Origin of the sequence: Vagococcus intermedius (genome assembly GCF_029144185.1) — a bacterium.
In the GTDB taxonomy this organism is placed as follows: domain Bacteria; phylum Bacillota; class Bacilli; order Lactobacillales; family Vagococcaceae; genus Vagococcus_D; species Vagococcus_D intermedius.
On record NZ_CP110232.1, the window covers coordinates 2,024,891 to 2,051,136 of the forward strand.

At 37.0% G+C, this 26,246-nt stretch carries 27 protein-coding genes and 1 other annotated feature (1 of these 28 cut by a window edge); of the genes, 2 read left to right on the forward strand and 25 right to left on the reverse strand.

What is annotated here, in order from left to right:
• Positions 1–2: 2 nt before the first annotated feature.
• From rpe to OL234_RS09475, 13 genes are all read right to left on the reverse strand, one after another.
• Positions 3–656, reverse strand: coding sequence for a ribulose-phosphate 3-epimerase (gene rpe, locus OL234_RS09415; protein WP_275468971.1), 654 nt, complete (start codon positions 654–656; stop codon positions 3–5).
• Between the two features lie 15 nt (positions 657–671).
• Positions 672–1,571, reverse strand: a complete 900-nt coding sequence (gene rsgA / locus OL234_RS09420; protein ID WP_275468972.1) for a ribosome small subunit-dependent GTPase A — start codon at positions 1,569–1,571, stop codon at positions 672–674.
• A gap of 140 nt (positions 1,572–1,711) precedes the next feature.
• Positions 1,712–3,841, reverse strand: coding sequence for a Stk1 family PASTA domain-containing Ser/Thr kinase (pknB, locus tag OL234_RS09425; protein WP_275468973.1), 2,130 nt, complete (start codon positions 3,839–3,841; stop codon positions 1,712–1,714).
• A gap of 6 nt (positions 3,842–3,847) precedes the next feature.
• Positions 3,848–4,585, reverse strand: a complete 738-nt coding sequence (locus OL234_RS09430; RefSeq protein WP_275468974.1) for a Stp1/IreP family PP2C-type Ser/Thr phosphatase — start codon at positions 4,583–4,585, stop codon at positions 3,848–3,850.
• Positions 4,586–4,608: 23 nt separating this feature from the next.
• Positions 4,609–5,973 carry a 16S rRNA (cytosine(967)-C(5))-methyltransferase RsmB gene (gene rsmB, locus OL234_RS09435; protein WP_275468975.1) on the reverse strand — a complete coding sequence of 455 codons (1,365 nt, stop codon included), beginning with the start codon at positions 5,971–5,973 and terminating at the stop codon, positions 4,609–4,611.
• A gap of 1 nt (position 5,974) precedes the next feature.
• The gene (gene fmt, locus OL234_RS09440) at positions 5,975–6,916 is read right to left on the reverse strand and encodes a methionyl-tRNA formyltransferase (RefSeq protein WP_275468976.1); all 942 of its coding nucleotides are present in this window, start codon (positions 6,914–6,916) and stop codon (positions 5,975–5,977) included.
• Positions 6,909–7,403, reverse strand: a complete 495-nt coding sequence (def, locus tag OL234_RS09445; protein ID WP_275468977.1) for a peptide deformylase — start codon at positions 7,401–7,403, stop codon at positions 6,909–6,911. Before def ends, fmt begins: the two co-directional genes overlap by 8 nt.
• A gap of 16 nt (positions 7,404–7,419) precedes the next feature.
• Positions 7,420–9,852 carry a primosomal protein N' gene (priA, locus tag OL234_RS09450; protein ID WP_275468978.1) on the reverse strand — a complete coding sequence of 811 codons (2,433 nt, stop codon included), beginning with the start codon at positions 9,850–9,852 and terminating at the stop codon, positions 7,420–7,422.
• Positions 9,853–10,019: 167 nt separating this feature from the next.
• On the reverse strand, positions 10,020–10,322 hold the full coding sequence (rpoZ, locus tag OL234_RS09455; protein ID WP_275468979.1) for a DNA-directed RNA polymerase subunit omega: 303 nt from the start codon (positions 10,320–10,322) through the stop codon (positions 10,020–10,022).
• Positions 10,323–10,327: 5 nt separating this feature from the next.
• A complete protein-coding gene (gene gmk, locus OL234_RS09460) occupies positions 10,328–10,942 on the reverse strand; it encodes a guanylate kinase (protein ID WP_275470148.1) in 615 nt (204 codons plus the stop codon).
• Positions 10,943–11,051: 109 nt separating this feature from the next.
• The gene (locus OL234_RS09465) at positions 11,052–11,936 is read right to left on the reverse strand and encodes a YicC/YloC family endoribonuclease (RefSeq protein ID WP_275468980.1); all 885 of its coding nucleotides are present in this window, start codon (positions 11,934–11,936) and stop codon (positions 11,052–11,054) included.
• Between the two features lie 23 nt (positions 11,937–11,959).
• On the reverse strand, positions 11,960–12,184 hold the full coding sequence (locus tag OL234_RS09470; RefSeq protein ID WP_275468981.1) for a YdbC family protein: 225 nt from the start codon (positions 12,182–12,184) through the stop codon (positions 11,960–11,962).
• A gap of 3 nt (positions 12,185–12,187) precedes the next feature.
• On the reverse strand, positions 12,188–13,939 hold the full coding sequence (locus OL234_RS09475) for a patatin-like phospholipase family protein (protein ID WP_275468982.1): 1,752 nt from the start codon (positions 13,937–13,939) through the stop codon (positions 12,188–12,190).
• A gap of 224 nt (positions 13,940–14,163) precedes the next feature.
• Between OL234_RS09475 and OL234_RS09480 the strand changes: the two genes are divergently transcribed.
• Positions 14,164–14,514, forward strand: coding sequence for a hypothetical protein (locus OL234_RS09480; protein ID WP_275468983.1), 351 nt, complete (start codon positions 14,164–14,166; stop codon positions 14,512–14,514).
• Between the two features lie 31 nt (positions 14,515–14,545).
• Here OL234_RS09480 and acpS read toward each other — a convergent pair whose 3' ends face one another.
• From acpS to OL234_RS09505, 5 genes are all read right to left on the reverse strand, one after another.
• Complete coding sequence (gene acpS, locus OL234_RS09485) at positions 14,546–14,899, reverse strand: holo-ACP synthase (RefSeq protein ID WP_275468984.1); 354 nt, start codon at positions 14,897–14,899, stop codon at positions 14,546–14,548.
• A 69-nt stretch (positions 14,900–14,968) separates the two neighbouring features.
• On the reverse strand, positions 14,969–16,615 hold the full coding sequence (gene cshA, locus OL234_RS09490) for a degradosome RNA helicase CshA (RefSeq protein WP_275468985.1): 1,647 nt from the start codon (positions 16,613–16,615) through the stop codon (positions 14,969–14,971).
• A 145-nt stretch (positions 16,616–16,760) separates the two neighbouring features.
• Positions 16,761–18,140, reverse strand: a complete 1,380-nt coding sequence (locus OL234_RS09495) for a UDP-N-acetylmuramoyl-tripeptide--D-alanyl-D-alanine ligase (RefSeq protein ID WP_275468986.1) — start codon at positions 18,138–18,140, stop codon at positions 16,761–16,763.
• Positions 18,141–18,199: 59 nt separating this feature from the next.
• Positions 18,200–19,249, reverse strand: a complete 1,050-nt coding sequence (locus tag OL234_RS09500; RefSeq protein WP_275468987.1) for a D-alanine--D-alanine ligase — start codon at positions 19,247–19,249, stop codon at positions 18,200–18,202.
• An 84-nt stretch (positions 19,250–19,333) separates the two neighbouring features.
• Positions 19,334–20,110: a hypothetical protein gene (locus tag OL234_RS09505; protein ID WP_275468988.1), complete on the reverse strand. Its 777-nt coding sequence runs from the start codon at positions 20,108–20,110 to the stop codon at positions 19,334–19,336.
• 221 nt (positions 20,111–20,331) lie between these two features.
• Here OL234_RS09505 and OL234_RS09510 point away from each other — a divergent pair, with 221 nt between their 5' ends.
• Positions 20,332–21,150 (forward strand): class A sortase, encoded by an 819-nt coding sequence (locus OL234_RS09510; RefSeq protein ID WP_275468989.1) that lies wholly within the window; start codon positions 20,332–20,334, stop codon positions 21,148–21,150.
• Between the two features lie 34 nt (positions 21,151–21,184).
• On the opposite strand, the gene OL234_RS09515 is transcribed toward OL234_RS09510, so the two are convergent.
• From OL234_RS09515 to cysS, 7 genes are all read right to left on the reverse strand, one after another.
• Entirely contained in the window at positions 21,185–21,628 is a 444-nt protein-coding gene (locus tag OL234_RS09515; RefSeq protein ID WP_275468990.1) for a YaiI/YqxD family protein, read from the reverse strand.
• Between the two features lie 82 nt (positions 21,629–21,710).
• Complete coding sequence (locus tag OL234_RS09520; RefSeq protein WP_275468991.1) at positions 21,711–21,944, reverse strand: Veg family protein; 234 nt, start codon at positions 21,942–21,944, stop codon at positions 21,711–21,713.
• A gap of 134 nt (positions 21,945–22,078) precedes the next feature.
• On the reverse strand, positions 22,079–22,648 hold the full coding sequence (locus OL234_RS09525; RefSeq protein ID WP_275468992.1) for a sigma-70 family RNA polymerase sigma factor: 570 nt from the start codon (positions 22,646–22,648) through the stop codon (positions 22,079–22,081).
• Between the two features lie 148 nt (positions 22,649–22,796).
• Positions 22,797–23,318, reverse strand: coding sequence for an NYN domain-containing protein (locus OL234_RS09530; RefSeq protein ID WP_275468993.1), 522 nt, complete (start codon positions 23,316–23,318; stop codon positions 22,797–22,799).
• A gap of 20 nt (positions 23,319–23,338) precedes the next feature.
• Positions 23,339–24,196 (reverse strand): 23S rRNA (guanosine(2251)-2'-O)-methyltransferase RlmB, encoded by an 858-nt coding sequence (gene rlmB / locus OL234_RS09535; protein WP_275468994.1) that lies wholly within the window; start codon positions 24,194–24,196, stop codon positions 23,339–23,341.
• A complete protein-coding gene (locus tag OL234_RS09540) occupies positions 24,189–24,614 on the reverse strand; it encodes a Mini-ribonuclease 3 (protein WP_275468995.1) in 426 nt (141 codons plus the stop codon). The genes rlmB and OL234_RS09540 overlap by 8 nt, the downstream gene beginning before the upstream one ends.
• Positions 24,599–26,011 (reverse strand): cysteine--tRNA ligase, encoded by a 1,413-nt coding sequence (gene cysS, locus OL234_RS09545; protein WP_275468996.1) that lies wholly within the window; start codon positions 26,009–26,011, stop codon positions 24,599–24,601. The genes OL234_RS09540 and cysS overlap by 16 nt, the downstream gene beginning before the upstream one ends.
• 80 nt (positions 26,012–26,091) lie before the next feature.
• Positions 26,092–26,246: a binding site (T-box leader), on the reverse strand; it runs 71 nt beyond the window's last position.

Below are 26,246 nucleotides of genomic sequence, written 5' to 3' on the forward strand. Positions count from 1 at the left end.
GATTAAGACTCAATAGCGTGACGTAATTCAGATATTCTAGCATTTGGATCTTCTGAACTATACACAAATGACCCTGCTACAAAAACATCGGCACCAGCTTGTGCACATAGTGCAGCTGTTTCAGGTACAACGCCACCATCCACTTCGATTTCATAAGTGTAGTGATGTTCTTGACGTAAATGAGCTAAGGTTTCAATCTTAGCTAAACATTCTGGAATAAAAGCTTGTCCGCCAAAACCTGGATTGACAGTCATAACTAACACCAAGTCTACCATTGGTAATATTTCAGCAATTGCTGAAACTGGCGTAGCCGGATTAATCACGACCCCTGCTTTTACTCCGGCATTCTTAATCATTTGTAAAACACGGTGTAAATGCAACGTACTTTCTTGGTGAACGACAATGATGTCTGCTCCAGCTTTAGCAAAATCTTCCACAAAGCGTTCTGGCTCAACAATCATCAAGTGAACGTCTAAAGGAAGTTTAGTAACTGGACGTAGGGCTGAGACAATGTTAGGACCTAAGGTAATATTAGGTACAAATTGGCCGTCCATAACATCAACATGAATATAATCTGCTCCACCTTGCTCAACTAATTTGACATCTCTTTCTAAATTGGCAAAATCGGCGCTTAAAATTGACGGTGCTATTTTCATAATATAATCCCCTTTTTATTTTTTGTTTTTACCATAAACAGGTTTACGTTTTTCAATTTCTTCCAAAAACTGTAAATAATGTTGATAACGACTTTTTAAAATGACGCCTGCTTCAACTTGTTTCTTAACATCACATTTTGGTTCGTGAACGTGCTTACACTCTCTAAATTTGCAAAAATCAGCTGCTTCATTAATTTCTGGAAACTGTTTTGTCAACTCTGGCACAGTAATTTCCATAAAATCAATGGCACTAAACCCTGGTGTATCTCCCACTAAACCACCACCTAGAGGGATTAATTCCACGTGTCGTGTCGTGTGACGACCTCGACCTAAAGAAGTCGAAATTTCACCCGTCTTTAAACCTAATTCCGGTGACAAACGATTTAACAATGTTGATTTCCCTGCTCCAGTTTGTCCCATAAAGACTGTCAACTTACCATCAAACAGTCTTAAGATAGCCTCAGTAGCTTCTAAATCACTGTCTAAGCTTGGTAAAATAACTTGATAGCCAATTGCTTCATATCCTTTTTTAACCTCTAAGATCTCCTGATAACCATCATCATTCAATAAATCTACTTTAGTAAGATAAATAATCGGCCTGATAGCTTCATACTCTAAGGTTACTAAAAAACGATCTAATAGATTGCTAGAAAAATTAGGTTCTACACAACTCATAACAATCACGCCTTGATCGATATTGGCAACCGGTGGGCGAACCAGTTCGTTATGACGGGGAAGTAACTCTAAGACATAACCATCTGTCAAATTATCACTTTCAAACATAACATAGTCACCCACTAAAGGTGTCAGATTACGATTCCTAAAATTCCCTCGAGCACGTGTTTGATAGGTTTGACCCTCCGAAAAAACATAATAAAACCCACTCAAAGCTTTTCTAATTTGTCCTTTTTTCATAATACACCTCCATCTTCTCTTCTGTTTTACTCTACTTAATGTTAAGCAATATTTCAAGCTATTTCTCCTCAAGACTAGTTAATCCTAACAAAATAAAAAAGCAGCGGTTCTTTTTAAGAACTCGCTACTTTTTATAAAAACTAATGACCCTTAGCAATATCTAATTGATTGTCTTTTTGATTAGCGTCTGCCTCGACCTTCTCTGGCGCTGAATCAGCAGTTCCAGGAGCTCCTTGCGTTTCTTCTTTTGCCTCTGGTGTATCAGATGATTCTTGAACTTCAGACGATTCCTCTGATTTATCTGGCTCTTTTGATTCTTCAGGCACAGATATTACAGGTGTTTCGGAATCTGAGGTAGGTGACTCTTTCGGTTCTTCGCGGCTAGCGCTTGAACTATCGGAGGCTGTAGATGACTCCGTTTCTTCCGTGCTTTCCGAACTTTGTGGCTCTTCGACACTTTCCGAATTTTGCGACTCTTCTATACTTTCTGAATGGCTAGTAGCTGGTTCGGAATCTGGAGTTGGAGTAACGGGAGTTGGTTCAACTGGTTTCGGTTCAACTGGTTCTTTCCCTAATGAAATAACCACAGAAACCGTATCCCCCACATTGACTTCGGATTTGGCTTCTGGAGTATGAGCTATAATATGACCCTCACTCATTTCCTCAGAATAAAGATAGGTTTCGCCGCCATATACTAACCCTTTACTTTCTAAATAAGTTTGAGCTTCTGATTTTGTATAACCTATCATACTCCTTAGGCTAACAGGTCCTGGCCCTTCACTCACAATCAACTCAATTTGATCTTTTTTCGGGTTAAGTTTTTTATTAGGTAATGGTCTCTGAGAGATAATATGCCCTTCTGAGACCTTTTCATCAGTTTCTTTGCTGATTTCTATTTGTTCTTTAGAAAAACCTAAATCTTTTAATTTACGTTCTGCATCTTTATATGGCATATCAGCAAAATCGTCAATTTTTATGGTTTTAGGCCCTTTACTAATATAAAGAGTGATTTCGGTCTTTTCTTTAACTTTAAGTGATGATTCTGGTTCAGTTTTCACAACTTTCCCAGCAGGAATTTGGTCATCTGTCACTTCTTCAACTTCTGAATTAATTTTTAATTTTTTATCATTAATTAATTGCGTTGCTTGAGCAACAGATTTTCCTTCTACATCTGGTACTACTCGACTCGGTGTCGGTTTAAATATAAAGAAAAGTAACAAGATCCCAAGTGCTACTATCGGAAGTAACCATAGCCACCATCTTTTCTTTTTTTTCTTCTCCATTGGCGGTTCATCAAACTGCACAAAAGAAGTGGTTTTATCAAGACTTCCAACAGGCGGTGCCATGTGACGAAATGACTCTGGCATTTCATCTGGTAACTCAGAAGGTAACACTTTCGTTTCTTCGTTCATACTGGTCGGTTCATAAACTGCTTCGCCATAACGAGCAGGTTCTAAAGACGTTTCCAAATCTTGACGCATTTCATCAGCTGTCATGTAACGATCAGCTGTTTCTTTGGCCGTCGCATGGTAAATAACATTTTCCAATGCTTGCGGAATAACAGGATTAGCTGCTCTCACTGAAGGTACATCACTTTGAAAATGTTTTAGGGCAATAGAGACAGCCGACTCTCCTTCAAACGGAACAGTTCCCATAATTAATTCATATAGAATGATCCCTAAAGCATACAAATCCGATTGACGGGTTGCCATGCTTCCACGAGCTTGTTCTGGTGAGAGATAATGGACTGATCCAAGTAAGGTATTGGTCTGTGTTAAAGACGTTTCTGATAAAGCAATCGCAATCCCAAAATCTGCAATTTTAACATTACCGTAGTCATCTAATAAAATATTTTGTGGTTTTAAATCACGATGCACAATACTGTGTTCATGTGCTAAGGCAGTCCCTTCCAAAATTTGTGACATAATGGAAACAACTTCTGTCAACGGAATAGTTTGATGGGTTTGAATATATTTTTTTAGATCCGTTCCTCTAACATATTCCATAACTAGATACTGCATACCATCTTCTTCACCCACATCATATACACCAACAATATTGGGATGATCCAATTCCGAGGCAGCTAACGCTTCACGCTGAAACCGGCGAATAGCATCTTGATCATCTTGAAAGTCGAAACGTAAAACCTTAATTGCAACTTCTCTATCTAAAATCAAATCGTTAGCTAAAAAAACATTTGCCATACCACCGTTACCAATATTACCAATAATTCGATAGCGTTCATTAATCATACTACCAATATCAATCATCTTCTGTTACCCCCTTCCACTTACATTTATCAACAGTGCCGTAATATTATCTTTACCGCCCATGCCATTAGCTGTTTCAATCAATTGCTCCAAAGCCATCTCTAATGTCGGAGCTTTTTTGATAATAGTGGCGATGTAATCATCATTGACCATATTAGTTAAGCCATCTGAGCAAACTAAGAAACAATCATCTGGTAACGTCTCTAAATCTGTCACATCCACTTCAACTGTTCCTGGGATACCGACAGATCTAACTAAAACATTTTTTTGTGGGTGAACTTCAGCCATTTCTTTTGTAATTTCGCCACTTTGAACTAATAAATTGACTAAAGAATGATCCTCAGTCATTTGCTCAAAAGTATCCCCACGTAACATATACAAGCGACTATCCCCAACATGAGCAAAAATAAGATAGTTTTTTAAGATGACAACTGCAACAATTGTAGTACCCATACCTGTTTTTTCTACATCTGCTTGGCCTTTTTGATAAATTATTTCATTTTCACGCTGAATTGTTTTAATCAGCCACTGAATAATTTCTTCCTTATCGGTTAATTTCGAAACTTCCCAAAGTTTTCCCAGATCAGTTACGGCCAATTTACTCGCAACTTCTCCAGCTTGATGCCCTCCCATTCCATCAGCAACTAATGCTAAGGTCAGGTTCTCTTTATTTTTAAAGATTCCTACAGCATCTTGATTCACTTTACGTTTTCGACCAATATCTGTTCGAAATTCTATTTCCATGATTACACCTCTTTATTTTTTGTTTAAGCTTTGCGTCTTAAACAGCAGATGAAAAAGCCATCCGTTTGATAGTGATGAGGATAAATAGTAACAGATGGCAGTCCGTCTGTTGCCTGTAAATCGTCACAACCCATTACATCAATCGCTTCAAACTCAGGATATTTCTCTAAAAATGTTTGAACTACTGCCTGATTTTCTTCTTTAGATACCGTACAGGTACTATACGTCATAATCCCCCCAACTTTTAATTTGGGCACTAAGCTTTCCAAGATACCTAACTGGATACTTGGTAAATTAGCAAAATCGCTCGCTTTTTTACTGTATTTAATATCTGGTTTACGTCTTAATAAACCTAAACCAGAACAAGGAACATCCGCCAATATGCGATCAAATGAGTTATCTGCAAACGTTTCATCCACTTTACGAGCATCTAAAATCATGGCATCAATTCGCTCAGCTACATGTAGACGTTCTGCATTGTCATTAATCAATTTAACTTTATGCTTATGAATATCCAGTGCCGTAATTTTACCTCCTAAGGTCTCATCAATGTAAGTAGCCATATGGGTACTTTTACCACCTGGAGCAGCACAAGCATCTAGTACTTGATGTGACGGCTCAATTTGTAAACTTGGAGCTACTAACATAGACGTTTCATCTTGAATAGTTAACTTACCTTCTTTAAATAACCAACTGCCTGCTAAAAAGCCTTTTTTTCCTGTAATACCAACAGGTGAAAGCTTACTTTCTTCCACTTCAATCCCATCGTCAGATACACTTTCAATCGCTTCTTCTCGACTAACAAGAGCTGTATTGACCCTGGCGCTAACACGACTCGGTTCAAATAAAGAAAGACCTAGCGCTCTTGTTTCCTCTAAACCAATATCGGCAATAAATTTTTCTGTCAACCAACGTGGCATACTAATTTCAATTGATAAACGTTCAATCGAATCAGTAACTGTCTCTAAACTAGGAACTCCTTCACGCTGAATGGTGCGTAAGACACCATTAACAAATTTACTTGCACCAATGTTACCGCGGACTTTAGCTATTTCAACTGCCTCATCTACAATAGCATGAGCTGGCACTCTATCCAAATACTCTAATTGATAAAGTGATAAAAGTAGTAATTGACGGACCCAAGGGTCTACTTTTTTCGCTTTTTCAATGAAGGGTGCTAAATAAAATTCTAATGTTAATTTACGACTAATCGTACCGTAGACAATTTCTGTTAATAAGCGTCCGTCTTTTTCGCTTAATTGTGCTTCATTCATTGCTTGATTAATGACCAAGTTGGAATACGCCTGTTGGGTTTCAACCTTAGTTAGTAAGTTCATCGCGACAAAGCGTGGACTACGTTTAATTTTAACCGGAATTCTTTTTGCCATTTTATTTCACCTGATTGCCAATCTCTAGATTTTTACCTGTTCCATTTAAAAATTCTGCTGCCGATAGTTTCCCTTTACCTGCTGGTTGTAAACAATCAATTGATAGAATCGTTCCTTGTCCACAAGCCACTGTCAATTCTTTTTTATCCACACTAATAATTGTCCCTGGTTTTGCTGTCGTTTGACCTTCCTTCACCGAAACCTGATAAAGTTTCCAACGTTTGTCTTCAAACATAGTGTAGGCTACAGGCCAAGGGTGCATTCCTCGAACCTGATTAGCAATCGCTGTTGCTGATTTTTCCCAATCAATCGCCTCTTCTTCTCGAGTTATATTTGGTGAAAAAGTAACTAGCGACTCATCTTGTTTTTGAGGAGTGATTTTACCAGCTAAATACTCAGGCAAGGTTGCTAATAATAGATCACGTCCTAAGACACTGAGTTTATCAAACATACTTCCCACATCATCCGTTGTTTCAATCGGCAATGCTTCTTGACGAATAATATCTCCGGCATCCATCTTTTTAATCATTTCCATGATTGTCACACCTGTTTTTTCATCTCCATTAATAATAGAATAATGAACTGGTGCCCCACCACGATACTTCGGTAATAGTGACGCATGAACATTTACTGCGCCATGCTTGGGCGCTTGTAATAATTTTTCTGGTAAAAATTGTCCAAAGGCTGCTGTTACGATAATATCTGCTTCTAAAGAAATAACACGTTCCATCTCTTTAGAACCTGAAATTTTTTCTGGTTGTAATACTTCTAAATTATGTTTCACTGCCGCTTCTTTAACAGGAGGTGGCGTTAAGATTTTTTTTCGTCCTACTGGGCGATCAGGTTGTGTGACAACAGCTAAAACCTCGTAACCATTTTCTAACAATCCTTCTAAAATTGGCACTGAAAAAGCTGGTGTTCCCATAAATATTACTTTAGTCATTTTGGTGTTCCTCCATGTAGTTATCTAAATCTTCTGGTGAGATTCGGTCAATAATTTTATCGATGAATAATTTCCCGTCTAAATGTTCTACTTCATGTTGAATCGCACGAGCGAAATATTCAGTAGCTGTCACTTCATATTCTTCACCCTCGCGATCAAAATAACGAACAACAATTTCTTTGTAGCGCTCTACTGTTCCGTAGATATTTGGGAAACTCAAGCAACCTTCCACATCAATGTCACTCCCTTTTCCTGAGATAATCTCTGGGTTAATCATTTCAAATAACCCACTCTCCTCGTCTATCTCCACAAGAGCCACACGTAAATTCTTACCAATTTGTGGGGCTGCAATACCAATTCCGTCATGAGCAATCATCGTCTCACGCATGTCGTCTAACATTTTAACTAATTCATCAGTAATTTCAGTTACTTCTACTGTTTTTTTCTCTAAAATCTCATTTGGGTGAATCACTATTGGATAACGCATTTTTTCCTCTTTTCTCTTAAACAAAGCTCTGTGGCTCAACATCAATAGTTATTTTTAACCCTTGACGCATTGCCAATTGTGACTCCATTAAGATTTCCTTTAAAACCTGACTCAAGCCTGGTTCTTGTTTGTATTTTAAAACAACTTGATAAAAATACCGATTATTTACACGCATAACAGCCTTAGGCGTTGGGCCCAAAATAATACAATTGTTTGATAATACCTGTTGTAATTTCTTTACTATTTCATACATCTTCTTAGCTGCTAAATTTTCCTCTTCATGACTCGCTGTCAATTGAACGGTATAATAAAATGGTGGATAATTCCCTTGATATCTTGTTTGCATCTCTCGTTGATAAAACTGTTCATAGTTTTGGCCTTGGGCTAACTGAATCGCATAATGTTGTGGGTTAAAGGTCTGAATCAGAACTTCACCTTTTTTTTCAGCTCGACCTGCACGACCACTAACTTGAGTAAGTAACTGAAACGTTTTTTCAGCTGATCTAAAATCAGGTAAATTAAGGGCAGTATCGGCATTTAGGACACCTACTAAAGTCACATTTGGAAAATCTAACCCTTTAGCAATCATTTGGGTTCCTAATAAAATATCAGCCTCACCTGCACCAAATTGTTTAAGTAACCGTTCGTGAGCCCCTTTTTTCCTCGTCGTATCCACATCCATTCGCAAAATACGACTTTCAGGAAATAACTGCTGTAACTCTTCTTCTACTTTCTGTGTTCCTGTTCCAAAATAACGAATTTTTTTACTCCCGCAAGACTGGCAACTGTGCGGAATCCCTTCTTCATGCCCACAATAATGACACTTCATTTTTTTTGTGTCCATATGAAGGGTCAGTGATATGTCACAATTAGGACAAGGTAAAACAAAGCCACACTCGCGACACATGACAAAGGAAGAATAGCCACGACGATTTAGCATCAACACTGTTTGTTCTTTCTTAGTTAAACGATCCGCTATTTTTTCTAATAAAGGATTCGAAAAAGTCTGCATGTTACCATGTGTGACTTCATGACGCAAATCAACTACCTTAATCGTAGGTAATTGCGCCGTTGGATTAGCTCGCTGATTAAGTTTTAACAAACGATAAACACCTTTTTGAGCACGAGCTCTAGACTCGAGGGAAGGGGTCGCACTTCCCAAAACAACTGGGCAATGATGATAGCGACTTCGCCAAATAGCTAGATCTCTAGCATGGTATCTTGGTGTTTCATCTTGCTTATAGCTTGTTTCATGCTCCTCATCAATAATAATAACGCCGATATTTTCAAGTGGGGCAAAAATAGCTGATCTAGCTCCAACAACAACTCGTGCTTCTTTTCGTTCAATCTTACGCCATTCATCATATTTTTCACCCGTTGACAAACCACTATGAAGAACCGCTACCTCATCTCCAAATCGACTTTTAAATCGTTGGACAGTTTGGGGGGTCAATGATATTTCAGGTACCAACATTATACCAGTTTTATCAAATTTTAGCGCTTCAGCTATTACTTGTAAATAAACTTCAGTTTTTCCACTACCTGTAATCCCTTGTAGTAAAAAAACATCTTCTTGTTGTGTCGCCATTGATTCTGTAATAGTATCATACGCCAACTGTTGTTCCTTATTTAAAACTTTATCTGTCTCTGTTTCAAATTCTCTGCCTGCATACGGATCACGTTGAATTTCTAGTTCAAATATTTCTAACCAACCATTTTTCTCTCCTGCTTTGACCGTACTACGATTGATTCCAATTTCTTCTTGAACTTGTTTGATCGTCCAATATTGAGTGTCTGTTGCCTTTTGCAAAAGTAATAACAACGCTTCTTTTTGTTTAGAACCTTTCCTTAAGGTTTGACGTTCTTCTTCAGCACGTTCGAAACTTAATCGTGAACGAAAGGCTTGAATGACCTTGCTCCGATTTCGCTTCCTCACTTCATAACGTACATCAAGACTGTTTTGTTGTCGAAGTTTTAACAATTGTCCTAGCTGTCCTGAGGCTATAGCTTCTTCCCAAGTTATCTCATCTTGTCCTTTAAAAATACCATACAAAATATCATCCGAAACCTCATCTGTTAATACCAGCCATTTCTGATAGGCAGCTCGCATAACGCTAGGTAACATTGTCTGTAGACAAGTAATTTTAAATGAATAGGTTTTTTCCTTCATCTCATCGGCCAAACTCAATAACTCTGGATTCAAGACGGGTGATAAATCTAGCAGTGCCACTATTTCCTTCATGTCAAATTCGGCTAGCTCTGCCAACGATTCGTAGTAATTAATTTTTGTCACAAATCCTTGTACATGACGGTTTCCCTTTCCAAAAGGAACCTCTACACGCATACCTTCTTGAATTTTATCACCAAACTCTGTTGGTATTAGATAGGTATATGGAAAATCTGTTTGCATAGCCGGGACATCAACAATTACTTCTGCTACATAAACCATCTGATTCTCCCCCTCTCTCTTTCTTTGACAGTTCTCTACTAGTAATAGTTTACTAAAAAAAAATGTTTTTGTCTTTAACACACCTTCGCCTTTAACATTCTTAATAATTTATTCTACAAAGAAGAAAAACAGAACGAGCAATATGCTTGTCCTGTTTATTTATCTTATTAAACTTGGTCTAATTTGATTTTAGCTTCTAACTCTGCTTTTTCACGATCTCGCACAGCTTGCTCTTCTTCTTCTTTACGTTTTAATAACGCTCTCTTTAGCTCTGGATTAGGATCGATTACAACATCTCCAGCATCAATTTCTTCTAAAGCTTGCCCCACACGTTTGACAGAATCAAACGAATCTAACATTGGCGTTGCACCTTCTTCTAATTCATGTGCACGTTTGCTTGCAAGAATAACTAATGAATATTTTGAATTTACTTTTTCTAATAATGAGTCAATTGACGGTTTTAGCATCATAATGGCTACAACTCCTTAATCATTTTTATATAACGATGAATCACACGCGCAACACGCAAGTGTTCACTGTTAATAATTTCTTTAATACGGTCTACTGCTAACTCTACTTTATCATTAACTACAGCATAATCATAGTGACTCATCATATCAATTTCAGCTTTAGCAATTTCCATGCGCTCTTCAATCACTGATAACTCATCTGTTCCACGACCAACAATACGTGATTTCAACTCTGTTAAATCTGGCGGTGTTAAGAAAATAAAGACGCCATCGGCAACTTTTTCTTTCACTTTCATGGCACCCTGAACTTCAATTTCTAAAAAGACATCCTTACCTTGATCCAAAGTATCATTTACATACGTTAACGGTGTCCCGTAATAATTTCCCGCATACTCAGCATACTCCAGCATCTGTCCTGCTGCAATTAATTCTTCGAACTCTTCTCTGGTTCTAAAAAAATAATCAACACCTTCTACTTCTCCTTCACGCATATTGCGTGTTGTCATTGAAATAGAATATTCAAAATCAGTTCCTTCACTTTCAAATATCGCTTTTCTAACTGTTCCTTTACCTACTCCTGACGGACCAGATAAAACAATTAACAACCCTCGTTCTGTCATCATGTCGTCCCTTTCAACTATCTAATGTATCTAATTAGTTTATGACATTTTAGCACGTTGTTCAAGTTTTTTCGATACTTTCCCGCTTAAATCTTGTCATATTTTCATATTATTCAATATTTTGGATTTGTTCGCGGATTTTTTCTAGTATCACCTTCATTTGGACAACTAATTCTTTGATTTTAATCTCACTTGTTTTAGACCCAATCGTATTCACTTCTCTGTTCATCTCTTGAATCAAAAAGTCTAACTCACGACCGACTGCCTGCTCTTTCTTTAAAAGTGTTCCTAAATTTTGATTGTGAATCACTAATCGCTCTAACTCTTCGGAAATATCAGCTCGATCAACTAATAAAGCAACCTCTGTCAAAATACGCCCTTCATCCAATTGTCCCTCTAGTAACTCGGTTAGTTTGTTTGAGAGACGCTCAGAATGTTCTGAGGCAAAAAGCTCTGACAAAACTTGGACTTCTTTGATAGAAGACAGAAACTCGTTGTTGTAGTTCTCCAAAACGTCTTTAATCAGTCTCCCTTCTTTCGCCCTAGACTCCTCTAATTTGGCTAATGCTACAAGAAGTGTTTGTTGGATGACACTGTCAATGTCTTCAAGCTCTATTCTTTTTTCATGTACCTCAAAGAAGTCCTGATGTCTGGCTAGACCTGTCACAATTTGATTAGTATCAAGTGACTTGAATGCCTCATTTTTTTCTTCTAAACATTCAAGCTGTACTAACAAACTATCTAATAGCTCCCAATTCACCGCTACTTCTTTTTGACCACTACTCTCTTGTCTAACCGTCACAAAACATTCAACCCGTCCACGAGCTAATTTGGCTTTAATAGCTTGTCTGATCACTAACTCTAAGTGGTTGTACTCAGCTGGCAACTTGATTTGACTGTCTAAAAAGCGATGATTTACTGATTTAATCTCAACTGCTACTTGATAGGTATCTTGTTCATCCGTATGTTTACCAAATCCCGTCATACTCTTCATGATCTACACCTTCTATTCATTTATTAATAATCCATCTCAGTCAAGGCTTTTTTTAACTTACCAAATTCTTCATTTGTTAAGGTAATTCCTTTTGCCATCTTCTCATGATCTGGTGCCCAGTCACGTAAGTCAAATTTTGGCGGACGACCATTCCAACTGACCAAGTTCAATTCCTTTCGCCATCCTTTGGCATTTTCACCTAAAACAACAATCTCTTCAATAATCTCATAACTAAATTCTTGTGCCATTTGTTATTCCTCCTCTAATTTTTGATCCGTTTTAGCTAATTCCTGCATCATTTTTGCCGCCAAATAAACGATCAGCGCATTGCCAGTTAGTTTACTTACATTGATCTGTTCCTTACCCAGCCTTAACTTGGTATAAAGGTAACGTACTTGTTGCTTTTCAGTTGGCAAAGGTAACTCTTCTACATAGCGTTTTAGCCACTCGTTAACAGATAACAACATTGTCTCTGACTCATCATCTTGCCAAGTATCAATCGTTAATTGTTTTTTTATTTTTTTAATTAACGAAGGGATCGTATACAAATCTGTTGGCTTAATCCCTAAAACTTTTGCTATTAGCTCTAAGAGATATAAATACATTGTTTCTTCACTGGTCCACTCACTATATAATCTACGCGTTTTAGCTAATAATTCTTTTTTTATTTTTTCTTTAATTAAACTAGTATTTGCAAATGTTAATCCTTCTTCTGCTAATACATTCTCAACATATATTCCCCAATCAAGCAATTCTTGATCAGAGAAATGGTGAGCAAATGTATGCCAATATCCAATATACTCTCCATAATTTTTCAGTGTTTCAAGATAACCCAATTTTAGATTGAACGTTGAACGCGCACCGTTAAATAATAAGACCGTTCCTAAATTCCATGGACTACTAATCTCTCTGACAGGAATATCTGAAGAAATTGTGACTGGTTTAGTAATCCCTGGACCTTTAACGTCAATCACTAGCAACTCCGTTGCCCCATGCGCCAAAGCTACATCAACTGGAACATTATTACGGTAACCTCCATCAACATAATAACTCTCATCAATCTTAGCAGCTTCCATCGCTGGAAAAAAAGAGGACGAAGCTAATAGCCAGTGATGAAATTGTCCCTTTGGCGTTTCTGCTAACGAAACAACAACTTCTTTCATTTGAGGTAATTGTGTTGTACAAATAAAAAGCTCTTGTTTCTTTTGATGCATTAACTTTTCATCAAGTAACTCATTAATAATATTTTTGAGTGGATCTGTATTAACGCCTTGAGAACTAATCGCTGATGTTGCTAATTTTTGAACATCTTTAAAGGCTTGGTGCATAGAAAAACTTGCTTCAGACTGACTACCTGGATAATTTAAGATTTTACCTGTGTCAATTTCTTGCCACATTTTTTCAGCAACATCAAAATCTCCCTGTAAAATCAAGCCCCCATTGAGTGCCCCGACAGACGTCCCACAAATCACATCATAGTGAACATTCAACTCGTTCAATGCCCTCCAAACCCCTACTTGGTAAGCGCCTCTAGCACCGCCACCAGCTAAAACTAGTCCTGTTTTGTAAGTTAATTGTTTGATAAAATACCCGATCTTACCTGTCACCTCAACTTGTTGATAGCCCTCATTCGATAACTTATCAACAATTAATTGATCCCAAACATTTAGCGAAATACTGATCACTACTTTTCTCTCAAATTTTGCCAATTTTTCTAACCACTTCACCCAGAAATGGAAGCCTCGTTTCTTAGAAACTTGATTCGTCACTAATAATAAGTTAGAAATTTCAAGTTTTTTTGAACTAGACCGATAACTAATTAAGGCGACTAAACGTCCTTGATCTTCAAGTCCAACACATCGATGGGTGACAGATAATAACTCGTCTAAAAATTGCTGTTTCGCAACAGAATGAACGGCATAAAATGGTAACAACTGACGATATGTGACTAGGCTTGTCTCCAACTCTTTATAATTTCTTTGACTTACTCGTACAAGCCTCATTTTTAATTCCTCCTGCTAACTATTCAATAATATCTAGTATATCATATCTTTAAATCTGAATAAATTCTGAAAAGAGGTCTTACATATTCACTCATTCTACCTAGACCATTGTTATTTTCTCATCTATTAGCAAGTACGTGAACTTTTTTAAAAGTTGACTTATGAAATAACTATTCTGTATAATAAACTAAAGAACAAATTTATCATGATGGAGGATGAGTTAAGTGGCTAAAGAAAACCCTATTACTAGTATGAAGCAACTAACTAAAATTATTTCTGACTCTTCGCAAAAATTGCTCTCCGCCTTTCTAGATGATACTAGTAAAGAAAAAAAGGCTCAAACAATTCTGTTAGAACAAATTGCTGATGCTTGTAAACAACAAGCTTTCGTTGTTTTACAAATCAGTCGATCACATGATAGCACTCAGCCAATTGAAACTATTACCGGACACGTTAAACACAACCCTCGCAAAAATGAAATGGTTATTTTGACTAGCACAACTAATAATAATATCCATATGATCCCAATTAAACATATAAAGAAGATCAGTTTTTTAGATAAAGAAAAGAGCTAACACACACTAAGTGTCGTAGCTCTTTTTTATTTTACTTTGTTTCCAAAACAATTTGACCAATTATACAACTATCTGTGTGAGAAATAGAAACAAATATGTTGCCATCAAAAGGAGAGTTGGTGACAATCGGCTGTCCCGTTGCTAAAGAAAGAATTTCAATATCTTGTAAGCCTACCTTCCCTATTCCTGTTCCAAAAGCTTTTGAAAAGGCCTCTTTACAAGCAAATCTCCCACCTAAGTATTCAACTTGACGCCGTCCTTTCAAGCTTACAAAACACGCTTGTTCTTTTTGAGTTAGCACCCGAGAAATGAATTTTGGATTTTTTAAAATTATTTCTTGAATACGCTCTGTCTCCACAATGTCAACACCAATCCCATAGATCATCTTATTGCTCCTCTCATCATCACTTATAAAAAAAGAGAGAAGAGCCTAAGCTTTTCTCTCTTTCTATTTTTATTTATTGCTTGTTCTGATTACAAAGTCACGTTTACTTTTTTTCGGACTAGATTTTTTTGCGCCTTCTTGCCCTTTAAAATCAGATTTTTTATTTTGGCTGCCTTTGTTTTTGTTATCCCAGCTGCCGCTACGACGTTTACCAGTATCACGACGTTCACCATCACGGCCAGCGCCATCACGACGTTCACCACCACGGCTAGCACCCTCACGACGTCCACCGCCACTACGGTTGCCATCACGACGTCCACCGCCACTGCGATTTCCACCACGATTACCGCCACCATTGCGATTTCCACTACGGTTACCGCCACGACCTTTACCACCAGGTAATGGACGTTCAGGTGTGATTTTAACTGGAACTTCAGCAGAACTTTCTTTCGCAACAGACTTAATAAGCATTGCTGCTAATTCTTCTGCTGAGTATTTACCAACTAAATCAGCAGTTGCTGCTGAATATTCTTCTAAGTTAGCACCTTCAAATTGACTTTCGATTGTTTCAATCGCAGCGCCGATTTGACCAGCCATTGCTTCTTTTTGTGAAGGTGGGCGTAAAGGTGTCATTTTTTTCTTAGTTAAGTTTTCAATAACATTTAGATAGCTCATTTCATTCGGTGTTACAAAGGTTACTGACAAACCTTCTTTACCAGCACGACCCGTACGACCAATACGGTGAACATAGCTTTCTGGATCTTGTGGAATATCATAGTTGTAGACATGCGTCACGCCTGAAATATCTAATCCACGAGCGGCTACATCTGTTGCCACTAAAATATCTAATTGTCCACCTTTAAAGGCACGTAGGACACTCATACGTTTTTGTTGAGATAAATCGCCATGAATACCTTCTGCTTTATAACCACGTAACTCTAAACCACGGGCTAATTCATCAACACGACGTTTTGTCCGACCAAAAACAATTGTTAATTCTGGCGTTTGAACATCTAATAAGCGTGTCATGATGTCAAATTTTTCAAAATCTTTACTACGAACGTAGTATTGATCAATTAAATTCGCTGTCATTTCTTTATTTTTAATCGCAACATGCTCTGGGTCTTTCATAAACTTAACCCCAATACGTTTGATTGGATCTGGCATTGTTGCTGAGAATAATAAGGTTTGTCTTGTAGCTGGTACTTTAGAAATAATTGTTTCAATATCTTCCAAGAAGCCCATATTTAACATTTCATCTGCTTCATCTAAAACTAATGTTTCAACTGTTTCTAATTTTAATGTTTTACGGTTAATATGATCAATTAAACGACCAGGTGTCCCCACAACAATATGTGGACCGTCTTTTAAAGTACGGATTTGACGACCAATGTCAGCTCCACCATAAACTGCTTGAACACGAATACGTTTATCTTTACCTAAACGGAATAATTCTTCTTGTGTTTGAATAGCTAATTCACGAGTTGGGGCAATAACTAAACCTTGAACCATGCGTTTGCTTGGATCAATTTTTTGTAACATTGGTAAACCAAAGGCTGCTGTTTTACCAGTTCCTGTTTGTGCCTGACCAATTACGTCTTTTCCTGCTAATGCTAGTGGGATAGTTCCCGCTTGTACTGGCGTTGCTTCTTCAAACCCCGCGCTTTTAATTGTTGATAATAATTCTGGTACTAATCCTAATTCTTCAAATTTCAAATGATATCCTCCTAATTTATACTGCTACTACAATTATCTATAATCTATCTAACTAATTATACGTGCTTCTTCGCAACGTTTTCATAAGTGTCCACATCCGTATTAGTATAACACGCTACGTTTTCTTTTACAATGAAAAGGAGTTTTAATTTTCAGTTATCTTTTCAACTATTTCAATTAATTTCATGCTATTACTACCTTTTAACATTAGCATATCATCTGACGTTAAACTTTCTTCAACATCCGCTAACAAGGTTGATTTTGCTTCAACAGGGTAGTAATGAAGCTTAGCTGGCGCGTATTTGGTAACTAATTTTTCTTTTAACGCTGCCATCTGGGTGCCATACAAATACACTTCTTGAATTGTTTCAGGATTTAGATAAGCCGCAATACTTTCGTGTAATTCTTTTGACTGCTCTCCCAGCTCACCCATATCAGCCAAGACGACCATTTTTTTCCCGATTGTTTCCAAACCTTCAAAAGCTTGAATCACTAAAGACATGGCTGTTGGATTGGCATTGTAGACATCACTTAAAATCTCCGCCCCATTTGTGGCCTTTAACCACTCAGTTCGACTTTGAGTTAAGTTTAGTAATGCTAACCCTTTAATAATTTGACTATCTGTTAATCCTACATATTGACCAATTGTAATTGCAATGAGAGCATTTTTAACATTATAACTACCTAAAACTGGAATAGTTACCTCACTATTGTCTAACTTATTAACTGTAAAAGTTGTCGTCGTCCGCGTCTCATGTTTAATTTTAGCTGTTATTTGGTTCCCATCTTCTAAACCGAAGGTCACAACCTCTTGGCTGACTCCTTCTAAAAATGACGTCAATAGCGGTTCATCACCAGGCACGATTAGAAGCCCTTGAGGTTTTAAGCCTGCAACAATTTCCATTTTAGCCTGTGCGATTCCTTTACGTGTTCCCAAAAATTCTAAATGAGATTCGCCAATCATTGTGATAGCTGCGATATCAGGAGTAGCCAACTTACTTAAGACTTCAATCTCCCCAAAATGATCCATCCCCATTTCTAGAACCAACATCTCTGTGTCTACCGGCATACTTAAAATCGTATAAGGTAAGCCGATATGGTTATTGTAATTCCCTTGAGTCTTATAGGTTTTAAACCCTTGAGCTAACACACTTTCAACCATATCTTTGGTCGTTGTTTTTCCATTGCTACCTGTAACCCCAATTACCTTAACCCCAATTTTTTCCAAATAATACTGTGCTAATTTTTGGAAAGCAACTAACGTATCTTCCACAATTAAAATAGGGAAATCTCCCGGTATTTCTTCGATATTTTCGGCAAATAAACTCACCACGGCACCCTTTTCACGAGCTACCTCAAAAAAATCATGCCCATCACGCTGGCCCCCCTGTAAAGGAACAAATAATGTGCCAGTTGATACTTTTCTGGTATCAAATTCTACTGAATTAAAGCTTAAGTCTCCCCACTTTTCCCACTCATTTTTGGCACCAATCCACTCAGCAACCTCTCTAATTTTCAACTCCATACACACTCACTCCTTCTATAAAACAAAAGCTGAACTTAAAAGTTCAGCTTTAGACTTTTTTATTTAACTAAAATTGATAAATCCTTACGCTGTTTGTGACGCATTAAACCTAATTGAATTAATTCTTCAATTAAATCACCATACTTAATTCCCATATTCTCCCATAATAGTGGATACATACTAAATGGCGTAAAGCCAGGCATTGTATTAACTTCGTTCAAGAATAATTCATTATTACTTGTTAAGAAGAAATCACAACGACTTAAACCACTGCCATCTAAAGCCAAGTAAGCTTGTTTAGCATAGCGACGTGCTTCCTCATGTACCTCTGCTGGAATGTCAGCTGGAATTTGTAAGGTAGCCGAATTATCTAAATATTTAGATTCATAATCATAAAAATCAACTGTTTTAACGACCTCACCTGCTAAGGTTGTGCGAACTTCTTCATTCCCTAATACAGCAATTTCAATTTCGCGCGCTTCAATTCCTTGTTCTACCACAACACGTTGATCATACAAGAATGCCTCGTTGATCGCATTCTCTAGTGACGCTCGGTCATCAGCTTTATTAATACCCACACTAGATCCCATATTAGCTGGTTTTACATACATTGGGTAGACAAGTGACCCTTCACATTGATCAAAAATCGAATTTGGTTCTTCTTTCCACAGGGTTTTAGAAACAGAGACATAAGGAACTTGTGGTATTCCTACTTGTTGTAAGATATATTTTGTCATGATTTTATCCATACCACAGGCACTGGTTAAAACACCAGCTCCAACATACGGCATGTCTAAGACCTCTAATAAACCTTGAATCGTTCCATCTTCTCCATTTGGTCCATGTAAAACTGGAAATACAATACTATCGTCTTCCTTAATATCACTTGGTTGAATAACTTCAGCTGTTTCTGGGGTTAAGACTAGCTCTTCTTGTTTAGTAGGAGCACTTGTCAACAGACTGCCTTTTAACCACTGGCCTTCTTGCGTAATGTAAACCAATTGGACATCATAGTAATCATAATACAAAGCTTGTAGCATTGAAAATGTCGATAAAACTGAGACATCATGCTCGGCACTTTTCCCACCATATAGTGTAATAATTTTCAATTTATGTTCCTCCTCGGTATTCTCAACTATCATATTATAACAATTTTCAAAGTAAAAAAAAAGTCCAAGAAAAGACTCTCAGACTCAAGTTATGATTGTCGTGATACTATCCCATTCAATTAATTCCACAGCCCAACTGGCTTTTTGGACATGATAAATAATATTTCCAATATGATTTTCTTTTTTTAGTAATTTATTAGAAATTGTCTTTACGTGGTCTTCTGTAATGTATAAAGGAATGCAATAAGTACCATCAATCGCTGTTTCTTGACGTGTATCAAAGATGACACCTTCTTGAAATAGTGGACGCATAACTTTTAAAGATTTTTCGGGGACAATCGCAACTTCTGTTGGTGCTTTAAAAAAGCCTTTACGACGATTGATTCTTTCATAAACTAATTTTTTTAAGTGATGTCCTAGCAAATTATAAAAAGCATCTAATTGGCGATAATAAACTTTATTTTTTTTATCAGGCTTTTCAAAATACACAAAATTATTTTGTAATTTATAAAAGAAAGGTGAATGTAATTGCGTATTCATGTGACCAAAATATAATAATTCTGCTACTTCCATTGCCGTTAGCTGTTGTAATAAGTCAATGTCTTTAAAATCAATCCATTTGATTTGGGCATCGCGTTGTTTACTTTTAGACATAAAATAACGCTCAACTTGATGTTGCCCTCTAATGACCTTTAAACCCGTATGCGGCTCGTATTCACCCTCACTAGCATGAGGATCTAATAATAGGATATTTTCGGGTTTTTCAAAATCAGCCTCAATAAAATCAGCCATATTTAATCCCGTTGAGAAGAGGGAATTGCTAGTCGTATCTAAATGTATATAAATATGATCTTGTATCATTTTCCCTGCCCCTTTTCTTTTTATAATATCACTAACTCTATAATACCCCATTTCCTTCAATAAATGGACTACTTAATAGTTAAATTTTTATTACATTCCCACTTAGAGTAAACGTTACCAAGTCACATTTCTGTAATATTTCATTTTTTTAATATTTTATCATACCCCTCGATTAGAAAACTATGCTATTATGTGACTATTAAAGGAGGTTTCTTATATTCATGACAAATAAAAAAACAAAGGTACCTACTCCAGATAAAAAAAAGCGTGGCATTGGTCACTGGTTGATAAATATTCTTTTATTACTGATGCTAGTTGTCGGATTACTGTTAGTATTTAGTGGTCCTATTAAAAATAAAGTTGTTAAAAATATGACAAAAGAACAGACCATTGAAACCATGACCCCTAAAAAAATTAAACAAAATCAGAAAAAAGAGGCAAATTTTGATTTTGATTCCGTTGAATCCATTAGTTTACAATCTGTAGCTGAGGCAGTTGTTAAACTTAAAGAAGAAACTGCTAATAGTGAAGCAGACGCTAAAACAGAGGGTAGTACTAATGGGACTAACGCTGATAATGTTCAATTCAATGGTCTAGGAGGTATTGCGATTCCAGCTGTTGGCCTAAATTTGCCGATTTTCAAAGGTGTCTCTAACTATTCTTTAATTGTTGGTGCCGGTACAATGAAAGAAGATCAACAAATGGGACACGGTAACTATGCTCTTGCTAGTCACCATATGTTAGAGCCTGAATTATTATTTGGCCCTCTCTTAAATGTCTCACTTGGCCAAAGTATCTATCTAACGGATTTAGACTATGTCTATCAATACGATATTTCTTATAAAGAGTATGTCGCACCTAATCGTACTGATTTAATTGAGGATGTTGATGACGAGACACTCTTAACTTTAGTAACTTGTGATGCTACTGGAGCAAATCGCTTGGTCGTACAAGCAAAGTATGTCGGGAAGAATCCGATGAAGAAAGCTCCTGAGGAAGCTATTAATACTTTTAATATTAAAAATAATAATTATGAATAAAAAGACTATGGGATATTACTCCCATAGTCTTTTTTTATTCTGATAGAACTTGGACTAGCAACTCATGAAATACTTTTTTATCTAACTCTGTTAATTTTTTAGGTCCTTTTGTTCGCTTACCACTTTTACGCACCTTTGCATTAAAATAGCGACTCTCAAGCATCACATCAATTTTATCAGCCGTATACTCATAACCTGTGTGATGCAACACTCTCACGCCTTTTGGTAGAGCTAAAGCAGCTAGACCATAATCCTGAGTGATTAAGATATCTCCCTTAACTAGTAAGGCTACTAACCGGTAGTCAGCAGCATCTGCTCCTGCATCCACATACTGAATACTAACGTGCTGCGGCAACTCCTTCGTTGAGTAATGAGAGAAACTAGCGACTATCACAACTTCTAATTGTCTCAGCCCTCCCACTTTTATCACAATATCCTTAACAGGACATGCATCTCCATCGATAAATAAACGCCTCATATGACCACTCCTTTTTAGGCAAAATAAAAAGCCTCTAAACTTAGGCTCTTATTTCAGACTATGACATTATAAAAACAGCAAATTACAAAAATTCTACTTCTACTGTATGAGTTAAAATATCTGTATAACTATAAGATACTCTTTCACACGAGTTCTCATCATGATCTAAATCAACAACAAATACAGCTGGATACGTTTCAGTCAACGTACCACGGTGTTCTGTTTGGCGCTTACGACCAGTTTGAGCGACTAACATAATTTTACTGCCGATACGTTCTTCCATTTTCTTTTTAATGGATGACAATGTTGTTGGCATTCGCTTCACCTCTACGCTCCATAGTATCATATTTTCACAAAAGTTTCAAGTTTATCACAAATTTATTCTAATTGCAACACTAAAAAAACAACTTTTTTTACAATTTAACTTTAATAAAAAGGAAGGCAACACCGTCAACAAATTACTTCTTTTAGTTTCCTTCGTGCACGATCCAAGCCATTTCTAACTTTCAGCTCCAGACACCCCTCGATTAACGCCATTTTTTTATAAGAATTTCCCACTAAATAATGGGTGAAAATACGGGTTTCAAAAGCTGATAGACTTTGAAAGTAGGTCTCTAACTCTGACCTGATTTGAATATAATCTAAAAAAATATCTGAGGATTGACTAGCAGATAAGAGGACTGTCTCGCCAACTGTTTCTAAACGTTCATCTAAAGAACAGGCTTGGTGATTTAATTTTCTTTTTACGGCACCTTGTTTACGCAATAAAGTGTAAATATGCCGCTCTAGATTCATCCTAAAAAAACTCCCTAAAGAAATGCCTCGATCAGGGGCATAGGTTTGAATAGACTGAAATAATACTAGCCGTCCTTCTTGCTGCCAATCATCAACATCTAATTCTTGTACGTAATACTTTCCTTTCATTTTAAAAACAATCGGCTTATATTGCTCAAAAATTTTGATAAAAGCCTCTGAATCTCCAGCTTTAGCCATACTAAGATAATCTTTTTCCAATGCCATCTAAGGATACCTTCTTTCAGAAAAAAATAAGCCTTCCCTTTTATAATCGAATGATAGCATGACTCATTCGAGATAAATAGCGAACGCTTATTCAAACACTTATTTATTATTTAACACTTATGGAAGACAATTTGATTAATTAGAAAAATTATTTTGATAAATCATGCAATAGCTTGTCTAACTCTTTCAATTGCTTACCATCAAAAGGACTATTGCGACGATAGTTAGCATAACGATACTCTAACGTTTCTTGCTCTATCTTTACCTTTGTCTGCTCAATATCTCGAAATAGCTCATTAGCTGATTTTCTAAGTGCTCCTTTAGAAAAAATTAACCATTGTTCAGCCAAATCACTTGTGGCTACAGTCACTTGAGTAATCCGTGACACCAACTCACCCGCACGTCGCTCAATATAACTATCTGCCGTTTCATCTGTTTTTGTAAAAACCACAGTGACTTGATATTTTTGATATTCTTTTTGAATCCCTGGAACAAATTGTGCATCAAACACACAAATAACCTCAATATCCTCATATTTAGCGTAATTCGATAATTTAAAAAGTAAGGCATCTCTAGCATCTTCTAATTTTTCTTGGTTTTTTAACATAACCAGCTCAGGCCAAGCCCCAATCATATTGTATCCATCCACTAACAATATTTGACGCTTCACACGTTTTCTCTCCCCACTAACTAGCTCGTTCTTTTACGAAATACCTCATACATTAATAAGCCACCAGCAACTCCAGCATTTAGACTTTGGACATGACCCGTCATGGGAATTGATAACATTTGATCTACTTCTTTTTTCAAGACCTGAGACATTCCTTTGCCTTCATTACCAATGATTAAAGCAATCGAACCGGAAACGTTCCACTGACGGTAATCTGTTCCTTCCATATCAGTTCCAAATACCCAAAAACCTTGCTCTTTAAGTGATGTCACAGCTTGTTTTAAGTTAGTCGCCCGTGCCACTGGAATATGTTCAACTGCACCAGTCGATGTTTTTGTGACAACTGACGTAATCCCTACTGCACGATGTTTTGGAATAATTACGCCATCTACACCTGTAGCATCAGCTGTTCTTAAAATAGAGCCAAAGTTGTGGGGATCTTCTAAACCATCTAAAATTAATAAGAAGGGTTCTTCTTTTTCTCCCTTAGCTTTTGCAATTAATTCATCTACCTCCAAGTATTCAAACGGAGTAATCCCTAAAACCATCCCTTGATGAACTGCTCCATCGGTTAGTTTATCTAACTTAGCTTTAGGTGCCCATGAGACAGGTACTGACATCTCCGCTGCCAATTCTTTTAATTCTTGAACTTTCGGACCCTTTAGATCTTCTTGTAAAAACAATTTATTCCCACGTTTATTTCTTATCGCCTCAATACAAGCATAACGACCAAAAACAAAATCAGCTTCCGCATGGGCCTCTACGATGACATCCTCCACCCTTTTAGGCTTCTCTTCTGTATAACGTTTTTTCCCCTTGCCACCTTTGTCAAAACGGTGTTTTTTTTTTTCACCTGAACCTTGAAAATTTTTACCCATTTTTTTCTTCTCCAATCTTAGCAATACACCATGCTACTAGCTCTTCTAAACGTTCTTTTTGTTCTGTTAAATGTAGATAACCAAACAACGATTCAAATCCTGTAGAAATACGATAAGTCGTAATATCAGCATTTTTAGCTGAAGTATAACTTTTAGCATTACGCCCTCGTTTATACATTAACAACTCTTCCTCTGTTAACATTTCTTGTTCCATCATCGCTTTCATCAATTTGCATTGTGCTTTAGCTGACACATAATTAGTCGCTGTTTTATGCAACATGTTAGGCTTAGTTAAGCCTTGGCGAATTAAAAAATCTCGAATATAAATTTCATAAATCGCATCCCCCACATAGGCCAACGCTAACCCATTTAATAACTTATAATCTGGTTGTTTCTCTGTCATTAGTCTCTTCTCCATCTTGTCCCTTGAGCTGTATCCTCTAAGACAATTCCTTGTTCTTTTAATAAATCTCGAATTTCATCACTACGTTGAAAATTACGATCTGCTCTAGCTTGGTCTCGCTCTACAATTAGCTGATCAATTGCCTCATCTAATAGTTCGGCTTCTTGTTCGATGATAAACCCAAAAATAGTTGCCCAATCTTTTAATAAGTCAAAAGCCTTCTGACTCACTTTTTGAGAGACTGTTTCTCGTTCACTGTATTGATTCATCCACTTAATCAACTCATAGACTACTGTCATACCATTGGCGACATTAAAGTCATCATCCATACCTTCAATAAATTTTTCTTCTAATTTTGATAATAGTGCAAGATCTTGTTGATCAGCCTCGCCTGTCGTAACAGCATCTTTTTGTCTAAATAACAAGTTATCATGCCCTGTTTTAATCTTTTGTAAATTCGTTGCTGCTTCATTTAAAGTCTCTTCTGTAAATGGTAGTGGGCGACGATATTGAGTAGTCGCTAAAGCAAAGCGAACTGTCTCAGCATGACCCGCTTTAATATAATCATGCGCTGTGACAAAATTTCCTAAGGATTTACTCATCTTTTCCCCAGACTCTCCTACCGTTACATAACCGTTGTGCATCCAATAATTAGCAAATTTCTGACCAGTCTTAGCTTCGCTTTGAGCAATCTCATTTTCGTGATGGGGAAAAGCTAAATCTTGACCACCACCGTGGATGTCAATTGTCTCACCTAATAATTTTGTCGCCATAACGGAACATTCAATATGCCACCCTGGACGCCCTGCTCCCCATGGTGATTGCCATGAGACTTCCCCTTCTTTCGCAGATTTCCATAAGGCAAAATCTAATGGGTCTTCCTTCTTAGACTGCTCAGCTCCCGTACGATTACTTGCGCCAACTTCTAATTCATCAATCGATTGGTCACTTAACTTACCGTAGCCATCAAACTTACGCGTTCGATAATAAACATCGCCAGCTGATTCATAAGCAAACTCTAATTTGATCAACCCTTTAATAAACTCAATAATATCAGTCATATGATCAATTACACGAGGGTGAGTACACGCCGGTTTAACTTGAAGAGCGCTTGTATCTTCCTTAAATGCTTCAATAAATTGATCTGCCAATTCTTTAGGTGTCATATTTTGTTCCTGAGCGGTACGAATTATTTTATCATCCACATCGGTAAAGTTAGACACGTAATTGACCTCAAATCCACGATATTCTAAATATTTACGGATTGTATCAAACGCAATTGTGCTACGAGCGTTTCCAATATGAATGTAATTGTAGACAGTTGGTCCACAGACGTACATTTTTACCTTACCTGCTTCCAGTGGCGTAAATTCTTCTTTTTTCCGCGTTAACGTATTATAGATTTTAATCATATGTTATGTTCCTCTCTACTTTTCATTTGATTAATGCTGCTTGTATTAAAAAAGCGTCTTTTCATTTGAAGTCATTCAAATAAAAAGACGCTAACACGTGGTTCCACTTTTTTTCAAAATACTTAACATAAGTATTTTCTTAGGCTGCGTAACGAGCAGTCTGGCGTCTTCAACTACTAAGAGAATCATTCTCTATTGGTAAAAGCCACTCCAAGAGGCATTTAAAATAAATTGG